The organism is Microvirga sp. M2 (assembly GCF_047497095.1).
GTDB lineage: Bacteria > Pseudomonadota > Alphaproteobacteria > Rhizobiales > Beijerinckiaceae > Microvirga.
The window spans coordinates 3789196-3806087 of sequence record NZ_CP134063.1; the positions used below are offsets into that span (position 1 = coordinate 3789196).

General features: G+C 65.2%; 17 protein-coding genes and 2 pseudogenes. 13 read left to right on the forward strand and 6 right to left on the reverse strand.

What is annotated here, in order from left to right:
- Nucleotides 1-81: 81 nt before the first annotated feature.
- Complete coding sequence (locus RE429_RS17980) at nt 82-1047, reverse strand: TAXI family TRAP transporter solute-binding subunit (protein ID WP_414472051.1); 966 nt, start codon at nt 1045-1047, stop codon at nt 82-84.
- A gap of 155 nt (nt 1048-1202) precedes the next feature.
- Here RE429_RS17980 and RE429_RS17985 point away from each other — a divergent pair, with 155 nt between their 5' ends.
- The 6 genes from RE429_RS17985 (at nt 1203) to RE429_RS18010 (ending at nt 6713) form a co-directional block, all read left to right on the forward strand.
- Nucleotides 1203-2780 carry a glucan biosynthesis protein gene (locus RE429_RS17985; RefSeq protein WP_414472052.1) on the forward strand — a complete coding sequence of 526 codons (1578 nt, stop codon included), beginning with the start codon at nt 1203-1205 and terminating at the stop codon, nt 2778-2780.
- Nucleotides 2781-2923: 143 nt separating this feature from the next.
- The gene (locus tag RE429_RS17990; protein ID WP_414472053.1) at nt 2924-3088 is read left to right on the forward strand and encodes a hypothetical protein; all 165 of its coding nucleotides are present in this window, start codon (nt 2924-2926) and stop codon (nt 3086-3088) included.
- A gap of 5 nt (nt 3089-3093) precedes the next feature.
- The gene (aztA, locus tag RE429_RS17995) at nt 3094-3843 is read left to right on the forward strand and encodes a zinc ABC transporter ATP-binding protein AztA (protein ID WP_414472054.1); all 750 of its coding nucleotides are present in this window, start codon (nt 3094-3096) and stop codon (nt 3841-3843) included.
- Nucleotides 3822-4721 carry a metal ABC transporter permease gene (locus RE429_RS18000; protein ID WP_414472055.1) on the forward strand — a complete coding sequence of 300 codons (900 nt, stop codon included), beginning with the start codon at nt 3822-3824 and terminating at the stop codon, nt 4719-4721. Before aztA ends, RE429_RS18000 begins: the two co-directional genes overlap by 22 nt.
- A gap of 31 nt (nt 4722-4752) precedes the next feature.
- On the forward strand, nt 4753-5691 hold the full coding sequence (locus RE429_RS18005; RefSeq protein WP_414472056.1) for a metal ABC transporter substrate-binding protein: 939 nt from the start codon (nt 4753-4755) through the stop codon (nt 5689-5691).
- A 59-nt stretch (nt 5692-5750) separates the two neighbouring features.
- On the forward strand, nt 5751-6713 hold the full coding sequence (locus tag RE429_RS18010) for a CobW family GTP-binding protein (RefSeq protein ID WP_414472057.1): 963 nt from the start codon (nt 5751-5753) through the stop codon (nt 6711-6713).
- A 48-nt stretch (nt 6714-6761) separates the two neighbouring features.
- Here the strand turns inward: RE429_RS18010 and RE429_RS18015 are convergent, their stop codons facing one another.
- The gene (locus tag RE429_RS18015; protein ID WP_414472058.1) at nt 6762-7022 is read right to left on the reverse strand and encodes a hypothetical protein; all 261 of its coding nucleotides are present in this window, start codon (nt 7020-7022) and stop codon (nt 6762-6764) included.
- A 198-nt stretch (nt 7023-7220) separates the two neighbouring features.
- On the opposite strand from RE429_RS18015, the gene RE429_RS18020 reads away from it, so the two are divergent.
- The 4 genes from RE429_RS18020 (at nt 7221) to RE429_RS18035 (ending at nt 10323) form a co-directional block, all read left to right on the forward strand.
- Entirely contained in the window at nt 7221-8225 is a 1005-nt protein-coding gene (locus RE429_RS18020; RefSeq protein WP_414472059.1) for a WD40 repeat domain-containing protein, read from the forward strand.
- The gene (locus RE429_RS18025) at nt 8222-8506 is read left to right on the forward strand and encodes a hypothetical protein (RefSeq protein ID WP_414472060.1); all 285 of its coding nucleotides are present in this window, start codon (nt 8222-8224) and stop codon (nt 8504-8506) included. The genes RE429_RS18020 and RE429_RS18025 overlap by 4 nt, the downstream gene beginning before the upstream one ends.
- An 18-nt stretch (nt 8507-8524) precedes the next feature.
- Nucleotides 8525-9040, forward strand: coding sequence for a DUF2937 family protein (locus RE429_RS18030; protein ID WP_414472061.1), 516 nt, complete (start codon nt 8525-8527; stop codon nt 9038-9040).
- 203 nt (nt 9041-9243) lie between these two features.
- A complete protein-coding gene (locus RE429_RS18035) occupies nt 9244-10323 on the forward strand; it encodes an IS4 family transposase (RefSeq protein ID WP_414470626.1) in 1080 nt (359 codons plus the stop codon).
- Between the two features lie 97 nt (nt 10324-10420).
- On the opposite strand, the gene RE429_RS18040 is transcribed toward RE429_RS18035, so the two are convergent.
- Nucleotides 10421-10759, reverse strand: coding sequence for a hypothetical protein (locus tag RE429_RS18040; RefSeq protein WP_414472062.1), 339 nt, complete (start codon nt 10757-10759; stop codon nt 10421-10423).
- A gap of 257 nt (nt 10760-11016) precedes the next feature.
- On the opposite strand from RE429_RS18040, the pseudogene RE429_RS18045 reads away from it, so the two are divergent.
- Nucleotides 11017-11774, forward strand: a pseudogene (locus RE429_RS18045) (IS5 family transposase).
- Nucleotides 11775-11787: 13 nt separating this feature from the next.
- Here RE429_RS18045 and RE429_RS18050 read toward each other — a convergent pair.
- Nucleotides 11788-13218 (reverse strand): homospermidine synthase, encoded by a 1431-nt coding sequence (locus RE429_RS18050; protein ID WP_414472063.1) that lies wholly within the window; start codon nt 13216-13218, stop codon nt 11788-11790.
- Nucleotides 13219-13472: 254 nt separating this feature from the next.
- On the opposite strand from RE429_RS18050, the pseudogene RE429_RS18055 reads away from it, so the two are divergent.
- Both RE429_RS18055 and RE429_RS18060 read left to right on the forward strand, forming a co-directional pair.
- Nucleotides 13473-14396: pseudogene (locus RE429_RS18055) on the forward strand (MFS transporter); the annotation flags it as partial.
- A 55-nt stretch (nt 14397-14451) separates the two neighbouring features.
- Nucleotides 14452-14685, forward strand: coding sequence for a hypothetical protein (locus RE429_RS18060; protein ID WP_414472064.1), 234 nt, complete (start codon nt 14452-14454; stop codon nt 14683-14685).
- A gap of 80 nt (nt 14686-14765) precedes the next feature.
- Here the strand turns inward: RE429_RS18060 and RE429_RS18065 are convergent, their stop codons facing one another.
- Together RE429_RS18065 and RE429_RS18070 are read right to left on the reverse strand one after the other, a co-directional pair.
- The gene (locus RE429_RS18065; protein ID WP_414472065.1) at nt 14766-15338 is read right to left on the reverse strand and encodes a GNAT family N-acetyltransferase; all 573 of its coding nucleotides are present in this window, start codon (nt 15336-15338) and stop codon (nt 14766-14768) included.
- Nucleotides 15339-15465: 127 nt separating this feature from the next.
- A complete protein-coding gene (locus RE429_RS18070; RefSeq protein WP_414472066.1) occupies nt 15466-16620 on the reverse strand; it encodes a type III PLP-dependent enzyme in 1155 nt (384 codons plus the stop codon).
- Nucleotides 16621-16892: the final 272 nt, after the last annotated feature.

Consider the following 16892-nt stretch of genomic DNA (forward strand, 5'->3'; position numbering starts at 1 on the left):
CTTCGAGCGATTATTCTTCTTCTCATGCGAAAGCCGGGGCAGGTGCGCCGCCCCGGCTCGAATGTAAATCCGTCAAAAGGATTAGGGTGCCTTCTTCACGCCCTTCTCGTCGAAGTAGCGCTGCGCGCCCGGATGCATGGGGACCGGCATGCCCGAGAGAGCGTTTTCGAGCTTTATGTCCTTGGCGGCCGCGTGAGCGGCGGCGAGTTCGGGCAGGCTCTCGTAGATCGCCTTGGTCATCTGGTAGACGGTGTCGTCCTTCACGCCGGAATGGGTGACGAGATAGTTCACGACGGCCGCCGTCTCCACGGGCGCGGTCTGGCCCTCATAGGTGTTCGCCGGGATCGTGGTCTTGATGTAGGGCGATCCGACCTTGGTGACGATGTCGGCCGGGATCTCCACGACCACGATCGGCACGGAGGTGGCGAGATCGCGGATCGAGGACACGCCGAGGCCCGCCGATTGCAGGGTGGCGTCGAGCTGGCGGTTCTTCATGAGTTCGACGGATTCGCCGAAGGGCAGATACTCGACCTTGCCGAGATCCTGGTAGGACAGGCCGGCGCCATGGAGGATCGCGCGGGCATTGAGCTCGGTGCCCGATTTCGGCGCGCCGACCGAGAGACGCTTGCCCTTCAGATCCGCCAGCGACTTGATGCCGGAATCCTTTGTGGCGACGATCTGGATGTAGTTCGGGTAGATGGCCGTAATGCCGCGCAGCTTGTCGAGCTTGCTCTTGAAGCCCGCCTCCTCGTTGCCTTCCCAGGCCATGGCCAGGCTGTCGCCGAGCGTAAAGCCGATCTCGCCCTTGCCCTGCTGGAGCAGCGTGAGGTTTTCCACCGAAGCCTTGGTGGCCTGGACCGAGGGCCGCGAGCCCGGGACCTTTTCCGTGAAGACCTTCGAGAGAGCCACGCCGAGGGGATAGTAAACGCCCGAAGTGCCGCCCGTCAGAATATTGATGAAATCCTGGGCCTGGGCCGGAAGGCTCGTCCCGGCGAGGGCCAGGGCGGTGGCCGCGCCCATGAGGCGGCGCATAACGTTTCGATGCATTACGTACTCCCTTTCTGCGGCGCCTGTTGTCGCGGCACCTGTGTGTGCAGCCTAGTTTGGCTGCTGACGAAGTTTTCTCAAGGGGCTAAGAGTGACTTAATCCTGCCACCTTGGTCGGTAGGTGTCCGTCTCTCCACAACCAAATGCGTCGATCCATGCTCAACCGCCGCCAGTTTCTCCAGACCGCCACCGCCACGGCCGCCTTGGCCGCCCAGGGTTTCTCAGGATCTGCCTTGGCGCAGCAGGGTCTGAAGATGGGAGCTCCGGCTTCCTTCACGTTCGAAGAGCTGAAGAAGCAGGCCGAAGCGATGGCCCGCTCGGCCTACACGGCTCCGCCGAGCCCCTCGCCCGAGATCCTTCACCAGATCGACTACGACGCCCACGGCAAGATCAGGTTCAAGACCGATCTCGCCCTTTGGGCCAACGGCCCCAGCAGGTTCCCGGTCACCTTCTTCCACATGGGCCGCTTCTTCCAGAAGCCCGTGCGCATGCATGTCGTGGAAAACGGCCAGGCCCGCGAGATCATCTACGATACCGAGTATTTCGACATGCCGGCGGATTCGCCGGCCCGCAAGCTCCCGGACAACACGGGCTTCGCCGGCTTCCGGTTCCAGGAGGCCCGCGACGGCAAGCTCGATTGGAGAAAGAACGACTGGGTGGCGTTCCTCGGAGCGTCCTATTTCCGCGCCATCGGCGAGCTTTACCAGTACGGCCTCTCGGCGCGCGGCCTCGCCGTCGATGTGGCGGTGCACGACAGGCCCGAGGAATTCCCCGACTTCACCCATATCTATTTCGAGACCCCGCAGCCGGGCTCGGACACGGTCACCGTCTATGCCCTCCTGGACGGGCCGAGCGTGGCGGGAGCCTATCGCTTCGTGATGACGCGCGCGGCCGCCGTCGTCATGAATCTCGACTCCGTCCTCTTCCTGCGCCGGGACATCGCGCGGCTCGGGATCGCGCCCCTCACCTCCATGTACTGGTACTCGGAGATGGCCAAGACGACGGCCATCGACTGGCGCCCCGAAATTCACGATTCCGACGGGCTCGCCATGTGGACCGGCGCAGGCGAGCGCATCTGGCGCCCCCTCAACAATCCGCCGCGCATCATCACCTCGGCCTTCTCGGACGAGAATCCGAGGGGCTTCGGCCTGCTTCAGCGCGACCGGAACTTCGACCACTATCTCGACGGCGTGTACTACGACCGCCGCCCGTCGCTCTGGATCGAGCCGCTGAGCACCTGGGGCCGGGGCACCATCCAGCTCGTGGAAATTCCCACCGACGACGAGATCCACGACAATATCGTGGCCATGTGGGTCCCCGCCGAGCCAGCCAGGGCGGGCCAGTCCCTGGAATTCCGCTATCGCATGCACTGGGCGGCGGACGAGCCCTACCCGACCCCGCTCGCCCGCGTCGTCGCCACCCGGTTCGGCAACGGCGGGCAGGCCGGCACCGTGCGCCCCAAGGGCGTGCGCAAGTTCATGGTGGAATTCCTCGGCGAGCCCCTGACCAAGCTGCCCAGCGGCGTCATTCCGAAACCGGTGCTCACGGCCTCCCGCGGGGAATTCTCGAACCTCATCACCGAAGCGGTGCCCGACAACGTGCCCGGCCATTGGCGGACCCAGTTCGACCTGACGGTCACGGGCACCGAGCCCGTCGAGATGCGCTGCTACCTGCGCAACGGGGACGAAGTCTTGAGCGAAACCTGGCTCTATCAGTACCATCCGACGTTCTAGCGCATCGGGCAGACCTGAGAAGGCCCGATCCGCTTCTCACGTCCGGGGCCGGGATTTTGCTTCCAAACCACGATGTTAACAGGGGCGTATAAAATACTATACGCCCCTGGAAACGGCGTCCGATCCGGTTTATGTGTGGAGACATGTCGCACGGTCACCACCACGATCATCACCATTCTCACGCGCCCCGGGCCGTCGCCGCGACCCCGACCTTCTCGCTGCTGCGGCTCTCGATCTGGCAGCGGCTGGCGGGCGCCGCCGTGGCCCTGGCGGTCTTGTGGCTGCTGGTCTTCCAGGTGACCATGTAGGAACCATGGCCATGCCCTCCACCGCCATCCGCTTCGAGGAAGTGACCCTCGGCTACGGCCGAAGGCCCGCCGTGCATCACCTCGACGGGGAAATCCCATCGGGGAGCCTGATGGCCGTGGTCGGCCCCAACGGGGCCGGCAAATCGACCCTGCTCAAGGGGGTCGTCGGCACCCTGAAGCCGCTCGAGGGTCAGATCCGCCTCGGCGGCTCCTCCGCCGGGATCGCCTATCTGCCGCAGGCGGCCGAGATCGACCACTCCTTCCCGCTCTCCGTCTACGATCTGGTGGCCATGGGGCTGTGGTCCCGGTCGGGGCTCTTCGGAGGCATTTCGGCCAAGGACCGCACGGCCATCGAGGCCGCGCTGGCGTCGGTCGGCCTGATCGGCTTCGAGCGCCGCCCCATCTCGACCCTCTCCGGCGGCCAGATGCAGCGCGCCCTCTTCGCGCGCCTGCTCCTGCAGGATGCGCCGGTGATCCTGCTCGACGAGCCGTTTACCGCCATCGACGCCAAGACCACCGCCGATCTGCTCGATCTCGTGCGCCGCTGGCACGACGAAGCGCGCACCGTGATTGCGGTGCTGCACGATCTCGACATGGTCCGGCGCGTCTTTCCGAAAACGCTGCTCATCGCCCGCGAGCCCGTCGCCTGGGGCGAGACCCCCGAGGTGCTGAGCGCGGACAACCTCCTCAAGGCCCGCCGCATGGTCGAGGCATACGATCCGCATGCGGATATATGCCAGCGCGGCGCAGCATAAAGAATCCGGCCGTGCTCAGCTTCGCTTTCACTCCCTTTTCCGAATTCGAGTTCATGCAGCGCGCACTCGTGGGCGTGATCGCCATCGCGCTCGGCGGCGGCCCGATCGGCGTGTTCCTGATGCTGCGCCGCATGAGCCTGACGGGCGATGCCATGGCGCATGCCATCCTGCCCGGCGCGGCGGTCGGCTATCTTCTCGCCGGCCTGTCGCTCCCCGCCATGACCATCGGCGGATTGGCGGCGGGCGTCATCGTCGCCGTGGCGGCGGGCCTCGTCTCGCGCCTGACGTCCCTGAAGGAGGACGCTTCCCTCGCGGCCTTCTATCTGCTGTCGCTGGCGCTCGGCGTCACCATCGTGTCGCTCAGGGGATCGAACATCGATCTCCTGCACGTGCTCTTCGGCACGGTGCTGGCGCTCGACGACAACACCCTTCTGCTGCTGGCCTCCATCTCGACCCTGACGGTGCTGGCTCTCGCCGTGCTGTATCGTCCGCTCGTGCTCGAATGCGTGGACCCTGTCTTCCTGCGCTCGGTCAGCCGCGCCGGAACGCCCACGCATCTCATCTTCCTCGGTCTCGTGGTGATGAACCTCGTCGGCGGCTTTCACGCGCTCGGCACCCTGCTTGCCGTCGGCATGATGATGCTGCCCGCCGCGGCCGCCCGCTTCTGGACCAACGACATCACCCTGATGATGATCGTGTCCATCCTGGTCGGCATCGCATCGGGCATCGCGGGCCTTCTGCTCTCCTTCCATGCGGAGCTGCCTGCGGGACCTGCGATCATTCTCTCGGCCGGCGCCATCTACGTGGCCTCCCTGCTCCTGGGACGGGAAGGCGGCGTGCTCTGGCTCGCCTGGCCGGGCAAGCATCTGGAAGCCTGAAACCGCCTGAACCCGACGGAAGGATGTCGTCATGCCGACGAGAAGAACCGCCCTGTCCCTGCTCGCGGGATCGCTCGCCTTGTTGGGCTGCGCCTCGCTGCCCGCCGTCGCTGAGCCGGCCCGGCCGCTCAAGGTCGTGGCGACCTTCTCGATCCTCGGCGATCTCGTGCGCAACGTGGGGGGAGCGAGGGTCGACGTGACGACCATCGTGGGCCCGAACGGCGACGCCCATGTCTACTCGCCCACGCCCGCCGACGGACGGCGCCTGACGGAGGCCCGGATCGTCTTCACGAACGGCCTGAAATTCGAGGGCTGGATCGACCGCCTCGTGAAGTCCTCCGGCACGAAGGCCACGCGGGTCGAAGCCTCCAAAGGCGCGAAGCTCCTGGAGGGTGAGGTCGATCACGGTCACGATCATGGCCACGACGGCGATCATGGTCATGGGGTCGATCCCCATGCCTGGCAGAATATCGGCAACGCGAAGGTCTACGTGGCCAATATCCGTGACGCCCTGATCGCGGCGGACCCTGGCGGCAAGTCCGATTACGAAACCAATGCCGCCGCGTATCTCGCCAGGCTCGACGCCCTGGAGACGCAGGTGAAGGGGCTGGTCGCGCACATCCCGGCCGAACGGCGCAAGATCATCACGTCTCACGACGCCTTCCGCTATTTCGGAGATGCCTACGGGATCCTCTTCGTCGCTCCGCAGGGCGTGTCGACGGAGGCGGAAGCCTCCGCAAAGGACGTGGCCCGGATCATCCAGCAGATCAAGCGCGAGAAAATTCCCGCCATCTTCGTGGAGAACGTCTCCGACGCCCGCCTGATGGAAAGGATCGCCGCGGAAACCGGGGCGAAGATCGGCGAACGGGTCTATTCCGACTCCCTTTCCGAGCCGAGCGGTCCCGCCGGCACTTACATTGACATGATGAGTCACAATATAAGAGCCTTCAGCGCGGCCCTGTCGAGCTGAACCCCGCTGCCCCTGCCCGTTCAGAGACAGCCCTCCATTGACCTTCCTGGAACCATCCGATGACCGACAAGATCCCCGTTACCGTCCTCACAGGCTATCTCGGCGCCGGTAAGACCACCCTCCTCAACCGCATCCTCACCGAGCCCCACGGCAAGAAATATGCCGTCATCGTGAACGAGTTCGGCGAGATCGGCATCGACAACGAGCTCGTCGTCGGCGCCGACGAAGAAGTGTTCGAGATGAACAACGGATGCATCTGTTGCACCGTGCGCGGAGACCTGATCCGCATTCTCGACGGCCTGATGAAGCGAAAAGGCAAGTTCGACGCCATCATCGTCGAGACCACCGGCCTCGCCGACCCGGCCCCCGTCGCCCAGACCTTCTTCATGGATCAGGACGTATCCGATGCGGCCCGTCTCGACGCCGTGGTGACGGTGGCGGACGCCAAGTGGCTGTCCGACCGCCTGAAGGACGCGCCCGAGGCCAAGAACCAGATCGCCTTCGCCGACGTGATCATCCTCAACAAGATCGATCTCGTGACGCCCGAGCAGCTCGACGAGGTCGAGGCGCGCATCCGCGCCATCAATCCCTACGCCAAGGTCCACCGCACGCAGAACTGCGCCCTTCCGATCTCGGACGTGCTCGACCGCAAGGCGTTCGACCTCGACCGCATCATCGAGATCGAGCCCGACTTCCTGGAGGAGGGCCACCACCATCATCACGACGAAGAAATGCAGTCCGTATCCGCGTCGATCGACGGCGAGGTGAACCCCGAAAAGTTCATGCCCTGGATCTCGAACCTGACCCAGGTCGAGGGCCCGAACATTCTGCGCTGCAAGGGGATCGTGGCCTTTCCGGACGAGCCGAAGCGCTTCGTCTTCCAGGGCGTGCACATGATCCTCGACGGCGACGTGCAGGGCGAGTGGAAGCCCGGCGAGAAGCGCACCTCCAAGGTGGTCTTCATCGGACGGGACCTGAACGAAAAGGCGATCCGCGAGGGATTCCTGGCCTGCGCGGCCTAACACCTCCGTCCGGGAGCAGGATTCCTGCTCCCGGCAAACGGCTGCTCCTCAGGAGGCGAAGCCGGCTTTCGCCAGACAATCATGGACATAGGCCCTGCAGGTCGCCTTCACCTGCTGCTGCCATTCGGTGGAAACGTTTCTGCCCTGCCGGTAGATGAGCCTGGCATCCCTCTCGCAGGCGGCCTTGTGCGTGGCCCGCTGATTCGCACCGGCGCCTTCCTGAGAGGGAAACCCGCCCATGGTCTGCGCGGAAGCCCCCATCGAACCGAGCGCCGTCATGACGAAAGCAATGATGCTCAAAATCCTCATGCCGCAGCTCCCGACAATCAAAAGACCCATGATGGGCAAAAGACCCATGATGGGACCGCCATGGCGTCGCGGCCATGGCCCAGAAGGCTTAACCCCGATGTTCGAAGCAAGCACCGCCGATGATCCCGGCCTGAACCGCGCCTTGCCTGTGCACCCCGCAAGCATGCTATGGGAAACCCACCTGAAGGGGATCGCCTGATGAGTAATGGTACTGCTCCGTCCTTGACACAAAGCGTCGCGACCGTGGCGGCGGACGCCCACGTCGTCGCCCTCGGCTGGCTCAAGGGCACCGTCGCCTTCGGCCTGGGAGACGGCGGCGTCCTGCTGGTCAAGGATGGCCAGACCCACCGCGTGGCCGCCCATCCCGATGCGGGGATCCTCGTCGGCGCAAGCGACGGCGAGCGATTCGTGACCGGCGGGGACGACGGACGGGTGGCCGTCACCGGACCCGACGGTGCCACGGCGACGCTGGCGGTGGCCAAGGGCGCCTGGATCGACTCGCTCGCGCTCAGCGCCAATGGTGCCTTCGCCTATGCGGCCGGCAAGCGCGTGTTCGCCCACGACGAGAAAGGCCGCGAGAAGACGCTGGAGGTCCCCTCCACCGCGCGGGGCCTGGCCTTCGCGCCCAAAGGCTACCGCCTCGCGATCGCGCATTACAACGGCGCGACCCTGTGGTTCCCGAACGTGGAGGCGAAGCCCGAGATGCTCGACTGGAAGGGCTCGCATCTCGACGTGACCTGGTCGCCCGACGCCCGCTTCGTGGTGACCTCCATGCAGGAGAATGCGCTCCACGGCTGGCGTCTCATTCCCGATAAGGGCCACATGCGCATGAGCGGCTATCCGTCGAAGACGCGCTCGCTCTCCTGGTCGCATGACGGCAAGTGGCTCGCCACCTCGGGCGCCGAAGCCGCCATCGTCTGGCCCTTCGAATCCAAGGAAGGCCCCATGGGCAAGGCGCCCCGCGAATGCGGCGTGCGGCCCGCGAAGGTCAGCCGCGTCGCGTTCCATCCCAATACCCCCGTGCTGGCCGTGGGCTACGAGGACGGTTGTATCCTGCTCATCCGCCTGAACGATGCCTCCGAGCTTCTCGTGCGCTCCGCCGTCCAGGGCAGCGGAGTCACGGCCATGGCCTGGGACAAGGCCGGGCGGCGCCTCGCCTTCGGCTGCGAGGACGGTCAGGCCGGTATTCTGACCCTGCCATGAGATCGCCCGTGGCGCTGTTCGGGGCATTCCTGAGAGGCAGCTTCGGCCTCCCGAAAACGGATCGGGAGACGATCGAGCGCGTGAAGGAGATGGCCCGCACGGTCCTTCGGGCCTCTCCCGAAACGGCCTTCGCCGTCAACGAGATCGCCTGCACCGACCCGGGCTGCCCCGGGATCGAGACGGTGATCCTGGTGATGGAACCAGGACGGAAGACCCGGGCGCTGAAGGTGCAAAAACCCCTCGATGAAGTGACGGAACAAGATATCCTCGCAGCGATTTGATCCTCCGGGAGGTCACGCTTGTCACGGATCGTTCGCATCATCGCCTTCGGCCTCGGGATCCTCGGAGGCGTCACGGCTTCGCAGCTGCCGGAATATTCCCAGCAGTACCGCCAGCGCCTCGGCGGCGTGATCGACGAACTCAACCGGGTGATTGCGCAATTCGACGTTGGGGCGGCCGCCAACGGCGAAACCCAGGAAAGCGCCATCGCGCGGCTGCGCTCCAATCCGGACGATTTCGTGAGCCGCCAGGGCGTCGCGATGGAAGGCAACGTGGATCGCCTCCGGCGACTGCAAGGCCATCGCAACGCCATGATGCAGGCCGGGCCCTTCGCGCGCATTGCCTTCATGGTGCGCGACGGCGACCGGGACGTGATGGAGGCCGCCTATCGCGACTTCGAGCCCGCGATGCCGGTGACGGAAGAAGGCCTTCTCGCCACGGCGGCCGGCTTCATCGCCGTCTGGGGCAGCCTTCTGCTGCTGGCGGGTTTCGTGCGCAGCCTACGGCGGCGTGCGCGATCCGCCGCCCGGGCCTAAAGGACAAGGCTTGGAATCGCACTCACATCCGGTGCTGTCAGCCTCTGTTTTCGAACCCCGTTTCACGCAAAACCGGTTCCCACTTTTCACGTCCGATGCTCTAGAGCCTTTTCCATGAACTTCGGTTCCACAGTACACGACAGTCTGGTGGTGGACGGTGCGATCTGGTGGAGTAGCGGATTCTTCGCCAAAAGGATCCTGCTATGCCGATCTGTCTTCGCACCGCCCTGATGCGGACTTTAGCGCCGCACCTGGGTCTGAGCCAATCCCGTCTGGAAACCGCCTGCCTGTTTCTGGTCGCGCTGATCCAGGGCCGCACGGTCAACCTGACCCATGTCGCCAGCCAGTTTCCCGGACCGGCCCGCTATGCCTCGAAATACCGTCGCCTGCAACGCTTCTTCCAGGTTGTGCGCTTCGACCAAACGGTGGTGGCCGCCCTGGTGGTCCGCATGCTCAACCTGTCGCGGCCGAAATGCCTGGCGCTCGACCGCACGCACTGGAAGATCGGCCGCCGCGACATCAACATCCTGGTGCTGGCCATCGTCACGCGCCGCTTCCGGGTGCCGCTGCTGTGGAGCGTTCTCACCCATCCGGGCAACAGCACCAGCGCCCAGCGCATGGCCCTGATGCGGCGCTATCTGGCCCGGTTTGGGCCCGACACCATCGAGCTGCTGCTGGCCGACCGTGAGTTCATCGGGGCCGACTGGATCAAGTTCCTGATCGACCACGACATTCCGTTCGCCATCCGGGTCAAGGAGGACTTGCGCCTGGCGCTCGCCGACCGGCAGCTGTGGTCGATCCGGACCCTGTTGCGCACCAAGCGCGCACGCCACCTCATCCACACCGTCGACGTGTTCCTGCCCGACCACCCGACCCCGCTGCGGCTCGCCGCCCGCCGGATCAAAAGCGGCCAATGGCTCGTCGTGCTGACCAACCGCACCGATCCGCGCCGGGCGTTGCAGACCTATCGCCGGCGCTGGGCGATCGAATGCCTGTTTGCCGAGGCCAAGACGCGCGGCTTCAACCTGGAGGATACGCACCTGGCCGATCCGGGCAAGATCGAAACCTTGACCGCCCTTCTGGCGCTCACCATCACCTGGGTTTACGCCACCGCGTCGCGCACCATGGGGCTCAAGGCCATCCCACGAAAAGTCCATGGCCGGCGCGCGAAGTCATGGTTCCGCACCGGCCTCGATACCCTCAGGCAGGCGCTCTTCAACACCCCTCACATCGCCGCAAACGCATGGACGGCAAAATGTCCGATCAGGCTCAAAGCAACATGAGTCGTGTACTGTGCTTCGGTTCATGGAAAAGGCTCCTGTTGTTTGAGAAAGACGCCTTTTCTTCGCAAAACCGGCATCCACTTTTGCGGAAAAGGCTCTAGGCTCCGCGTTCCGGCTTGCCTGCCAACACCACGTAGAACCCCAATCCATCACTGGCCGGCAGGGTCTGCAGACGTTCGATCCAGCCGCGCTTCTTGGCCTCCAGCAGGACCTTGCCGATGGGCTGGAACAGCGTTTCTCCACCCCCCTCCGGCGGCGGGTCGAGACGCACGGCGACGGACTTCGCCTGTGCGAAGCGGCTGCGCTCCAGCATGTCCCGAAGGGAGGCGGAGGCCTTCTCCCGGGATGCGCCGCGCAGGTCGAGAACGGCCTCGGCATCGACGATGCCCAGGCCCCCGCGCAGCTTGTTGGCGTAGAATTCCTCGAAATGAGGCATGGCGATGTCTCCACCCTGCGTCATGGCCGGCACGGAGCCGGCCATGACGCCTATGGCTTAGCGCATCGTGCGAAAAAGTGGTCCCGGTTTTTGGCAGGACCGATGCGCTCTTTCCAAGAAGGGAGCATCGGATTCGATCCCAAAAGTGCAAACCCGCTTTTGGGTCCGACGCTCTAGGGCCAATCCACATTCAGGATTCACACGAGCGAAGAAAGCTGACTCACTGGGTTGCAGGTGGTTTGATTCGGAGCCGGACGATGGGTGTGAAGCGATACGAACTGAGCGAAGCCCAGTGGCGGCGCATCGCCCCCCTGCTGCCGGGCAAGGTGGGCGACCCCGGCCGCAGCGGGGCGGATAACCGCCTGTTCGTCAACGGCGTCTTGTGGGTGCTGCGCTCTGGAGCATTCTGGCAGCATCTGCCCGAGCGCTACGGCAAATGGAAGAGCGTCCACGCCCGCTTTACCCGCTGGACCAAGGCCGGGGTCTGGGAGCAGGTGTTTGCCGAGCTGATCAAGGATCGCGACAATCACTATCTCATGCTCGACACCACCCTGGTGCGCGTCCATCAGCAGGCCGCCGCCGGAAAAGGGGGGCCGCCACTCAGGCGCTGGGGCGTTCCCGCGGGGGTCTGACCACCAAGATCCACATGATCTGTGACGGCCTCGGCCGACCGCTGCGCTTCCTGCTGAGCGCCGGCCAGCGCCACGACTGCCTCGGCGCCAAGGCGCTGCTCGACGGCTTCCAGGCCCGGTCCGTCCTGGCCGATCGGGCCTATGACACCAACGAGCTGCGCCAGACCATCGCGGCGATGGGCGCCGAGGCGGTCATTCCCTCAAGCCGATCGCGCAAGCAGCCGATTGCCCATGACGCCACCGCCTACAAACTGCGCAATCGGATCGAACGCTGCTTCAACAAGCTCAAGCACTGCCGACGCTTTGCAACCCGGTACGACCGGCGCGCCTGCCACTTCCTCGCCTTCATCCACCTCGCCGCCATCATGCTCTGGCTGTGCTGAATGTGGATTCGTCCTAGCGCACCAGAATGTTCCGGAACTGCCACGGATCCGAGGTGTCGATGTCCTCGGGGAAGAAGCCCGGACGATCGTCCAGCGGCGTCCAGTCCGTGTAGTAGCCTTTCACGGGCCCGAGATACGGCATCTGCACCTCGAGGCAGCGACGGAAATCGATGTCGTCGGCTTCCACGATGCCGGCATTCGGGTTTTCGAGCGCCCATACCATGCCGGCGAGAACCGCGGAGGTCACCTGGAGGCCGGTCGCGTTCTGGTAGGGGGCGAGCTTGCGGGTCTCCTCGATGGAGAGCTGCGAGCCGAACCAGTAGGCGTTCCTGGCATGGCCGTAGAGCAGCACGCCGAGCTCGTCGATACCATCCACGATCTCGTTCTCGGTGAGGATGTGCTGCTTCCCCTGGAACTTGCCGGCATTGCCGAACATCTCGTGCATCGACAGCACGGCGTCGTTTGCCGGATGATAGGCGTAGTGGCAGGTCGGACGATAGGCGACCTTGTCGCCCTCGCGCACGGTGAAGTAATCCGCGATCGAGATCGCCTCGTTGTGCGTGACCAGGAAGCCGTATTGCGGACCGGGCGTGGGACACCAGGTGCGCACGCGCGTATTCGCGCCCGGCTGGAGCAGGTAGATCCCGGCGCCGCAGCCCTTGTCGTGCGTGCGCGCGTTCTCGGGCATCCACGTCTCGTGAGTGCCCCATCCGAGTTCCGCGGGCTGCAGGCCCTCGGACACGAAACCTTCCACCGACCAGGTGTTCACGAACACGCCCATGGGCTTCGGCTTCTCCGCGCGCTGGGTGTCGCGCTCGGCGATGTGGATTCCCTTCACGCCCGTGCGCTGCATGAGCCCGGCCCATTCCTCGCGGGTCTTCGGCACCTCGACATCCAGGCCGATATCCTTGGCGACGTTGAGCAGCGCCTGCTTCACCAGCCAGGAGACCATGCCGGGATTGGCGCCGCAGCAGTTCACCGCCGTCGGACCGCCGGGCGCCTGACGGCGCGCGTCGAGAATGTTCTCGCGCAGCATGTAGTTGGTGCGCGTCGCGGGATCTGCGCTCTTGTCGAAGTAGAAGCCGGCCCAGGGCTCGGCCACGGTATCGACGTAAAGAGCGCCGAGCTCACGGCAGAGCTCCAGGATCGCACGGGAGGAGGTGTCGACCGAAACGTTGACGCAGAAGCCCTGCCCGCCGCCTTCCGTCAGAAGAGGCGTCAGGATCTCGCGATAGTTATCGGGGGTGAGGGCCTTGTTGACGAGGGTGATGCCGCGCACGTCGAGCATGCTGCGGTCCGTGTCGACCGGGTCGATGACCGTGAAGCGGTTCTTGTCGAACTCGAAATGCCGCTCGATCAGGGGCAGCATGCCTTTTCCGATCGAGCCGAAGCCGATCATGACGATCGGACCGGTGATGCGGCCATGAACGGGCCAAGTGGTCATCGATAATTCTCCTTGCAAAAGCGTGAGATGGAAGAGGTTTGTCTCCGGTAGAGCGATTCCGGGCGCATCTAGGATTGAGGGACCCCCTGGGTCAATGCCTGGACGGCGCTATCTGCTCCGGATCGTGATTTCCCTGCGGATCGAGGGCACAAGGAGCGGCATGAAAAAGCTCCCGTCGCGGTTTCAGGCCTCGACATCGGCGAACAAGGCATCATGATCGGGAATCGCGATCACCCATTCCCGGCTTCAGCCCGATGACATTTCACGAACTCCTCAGGCGCCACGGGCGCGTGATCGGCCTCGGCTTCGCCCTGACCTTTCTGTCCTCCTTCGGGCAGACCTTCTTCATCTCCCTGTCAGGGCCTGACATCCGTGAGGCCTTCGGGCTCACGAACGGCGCCTTCGGACTGATCTATTCCGCCGCGACCCTCTGTTCCGGTCTGCTGATGATCTGGGCCGGGGCCGCGATCGATCGCATCGACATGCGCCTCTACGCCACGATCGCCCTTGTCGGCCTGGCAGCCGCCGCGCTCGGGCTTTCGCTGGCCTCCGACGCCGTGATGCTGGGCCTGAGCCTTTTCGCCCTGCGCCTCTTCGGCCAGGGCATGTCGAGCCATGCAGGCGTGATGAGCACGGCCCGGCTTTCGGCAGGCATTCGCGGCCGGGCGACGAGCGTGGCCGCGCTCGGCTTCCCGGCGGGCGAGGCCCTGCTGCCCACGATCGTCATCGCGGGGATCGCGATCCTCGGCTGGACCGGCATGTGGCGCGTCGCGGCGCTCGTCATCGCCTTCTGCCTCGGCCTCGGCTGGGCCTTGAGCGCCTTTCTTGCCCGGCAGGGTCCCGAGACGGGCGAGCCTGTTCACGCAGGCGGCATGACGGAAGCGGGGCCGCGCTGGATCGATCTTCTCCGCGACCGGCGGTTCCTCGCCCTCGTTCCGACCATGATCGGCTACCCGGCCATCGTCACGGCCTATTTTTTCCATCAGCGCCTCATCGCCGAGATCGAGGACTGGCCCCTGGAATTGCTGGCGAGCAGCATCACCGTCTATGCGCTCGTCTCCGTCACCGTGGCGATGCTGACGGGGAGCCTTGTCGACCGCTTCGGAGCGATACGCCTGAGCCATTTCTATCTTCTGGGTCTCATTCTCGCATCTGTGGCCCTGGCGCTTCTCAGCGGCCCTGCCCTTGCGCCGATCTTTTTCGCCCTCATCGGCCTCTCGGCAGGCGCGACCAATGTCATCAATCATCGCGGCGGTTCTGGCCGAGCTCTTCGGCACGAAGCATCTGGGAAAGATCCGTGCGCTCTCCGGCGCGCTCATGGTGCTCGCCTCCGCGGCAACGCCCGGCTTCATCGGCCTGCTGTTCGACACCGGCGTCAGCCTCGCGGCGATTGCCTCAGGGTTCGCCGCTTATCTGCTGGTCGCCGCGGGCGTCACCTTCGCGCTTCCCGATCCGAGGGCCGCTTAGAGCATCGGATTCTATCCCAAAAGTGGAATCCACTTTCAGGTCCGATGCTCCGGGCCGCCCTCGGATCGAGGCTCGACGGTTCAGGCCGCAGGGCGCAGGCCGGGCAGCCGTCCCTGCGCGGCGGCCGCGACGAGCGCCGGGAGATCGGGCTTCTCCTGGAGGGCGCCGGTCGCGGATACGAGGCCGCGTGCGCCGTCGAGATAGCCGGCTTCCAGCTCCAGCGCGAGGAAGCGGTTGCGCTCGTAAGGTCCCGGCAGCCAGAGGGATCCGGTCTTCTCCCGCGAGAAGCCGAAACGCTCGTAATACGGCGCATCGCCGACCAGCAGCACCGCCTTGTGGCCGAGAGCGGCCGTGCGGCCCAGCGCCTCGCGCATGAGCTTGCCGCCGAGGCCGAGGCTCTGGAGCGCGGGATCGATCGCGATCGGGCCCAGCATGAGCGCGGGCCGGTTCGGACCGGCCGAGACATGCCACAGACGCACGGTGCCGACGAGCTCGCCGTCGCGCTCGACGGTCAGCGAGAGACCATCGGCGGCCATTCGCCCCTCGCGCAGGCGCTCGCAGGTCTTCTGGAACCGCGCGGGACCGAAGCAGGCATCGAGCAGCGCTTCCCGCGCCTGCGCATCGTGAAAGGATTCTTCGCGAATCGTGATCATGGCCGTGGCCTCCCAGACATGGGGTGAGCGACAGCCCTCGCACCCGGGTGCATCGCATCCAGGCCGTCCGGGACAACACTTTCGGGGTTGGTGCCTGCCTCGCTCACCGAGGCAGGCGGGACGTGAGTCAGATCACGTAGGACTTGAGCGGCGGGAAGCCGTTGAACGCGACCGCCGAGTAGGTGGTCGTGTAGGCGCCCGTGCCCTCGATCAGCACCTTGTCGCCGATCTCCAGCGAGACGGGGAGCAGATAGGGCTCCTTCTCGTAGAGAACGTCGGCCGAGTCGCAGGTGGGGCCGGCCAGCACGCACGGCACCTTGTGGTCGCCGTCGCGCTCGCTGCGGATCGGATAGCGGATCGACTCGTCCATCGTCTCGGCGAGACCGCCGAACTTGCCGATGTCGAGATAGACCCAGCGCACCTCGTCCTCATCGCGGCTCTTCTTCGACACGAGGACGACCTCGGCCTCGATGATGCCCGCGTTGCCGACCATGCCGCGGCCCGGCTCGATGATCGTTTCCGGAATGCGGTTGCCGAAATGCTTCGACAGCGCCCGGAAGATCGACTCGCCGTAAGCCTCGACCTGCGGAACCGTCTTCAGGTACTTCGTCGGGAATCCGCCGCCGAGATTGACCATCGACAGGTGGATGCCGCGGCTGGCGCACTCGCGGAAGATCGCGGAAGCAGAGCCGAGAGCCTGATCCCAGGCTTCCGTGTTGCCCTGCTGCGAACCCACGTGGAACGACACGCCGTAGGCTTCCATGCCCTGACGAACCGCATGCTCGAGCACGTCCACCGCCATTTCCGGCACGCAGCCGAACTTGCGGGAGAGCGGCCACTCGGCGCCGGCGCCGTCGCACAGGATGCGGCAGAACACCTTCACGTCGGACGCGGCCACGCCGGCCGTCGCGGCGGCACGGGCGATCTTCTCGACCTCGGCCTCGCAGTCGACCGCGTAGAGGCGAACGCCGATCTCGAGCGAGCGCGCGATATCGCGCTCCTTCTTGATCGTGTTGCCGAAGGAGATGCGGTCGGGGGTCGCGCCGGCGGCGAGCGCAAGCTCGATCTCGACGACCGAGGCCGTGTCGAAGCACGAACCCATGTCGGCAAGAACCTTCAGCACTTCCGGAGCCGGGTTCGCCTTCACGGCGTAGAAAACGCGGGTGTCGGGGAGCGCACGGGCAAATTTGGAGTAGTTGTCACGCACCACGTCGAGATCGACGACGACGCACGGGCCGTCCTCACGTCGGTTGCGCAGGAATTCACGAATGCGCTCAGTCATGGCGCTCTCCCCACCAAAGGTTCAATGGAGGTCTTCAAGCCTCCGGATTGAAATCTGAACGGTCAGAGCCTTCTGCCGTCCGGCGTCAGCGAGGGAAGATGCATCCCGCTTCGTGCGATGGAGACACGAGGAGCGTGAGATGGGCTCTTCACCCGACGATGCTGCCTTGGATTGGATGGGGATGTCCCGTCCGCACGCCTGGCAATGAGAAACAAGCCTCTTCGGTGTTGACCTTTGGAGGGCCAACGAGACCAAAAAAGCCCGTTCGTCGT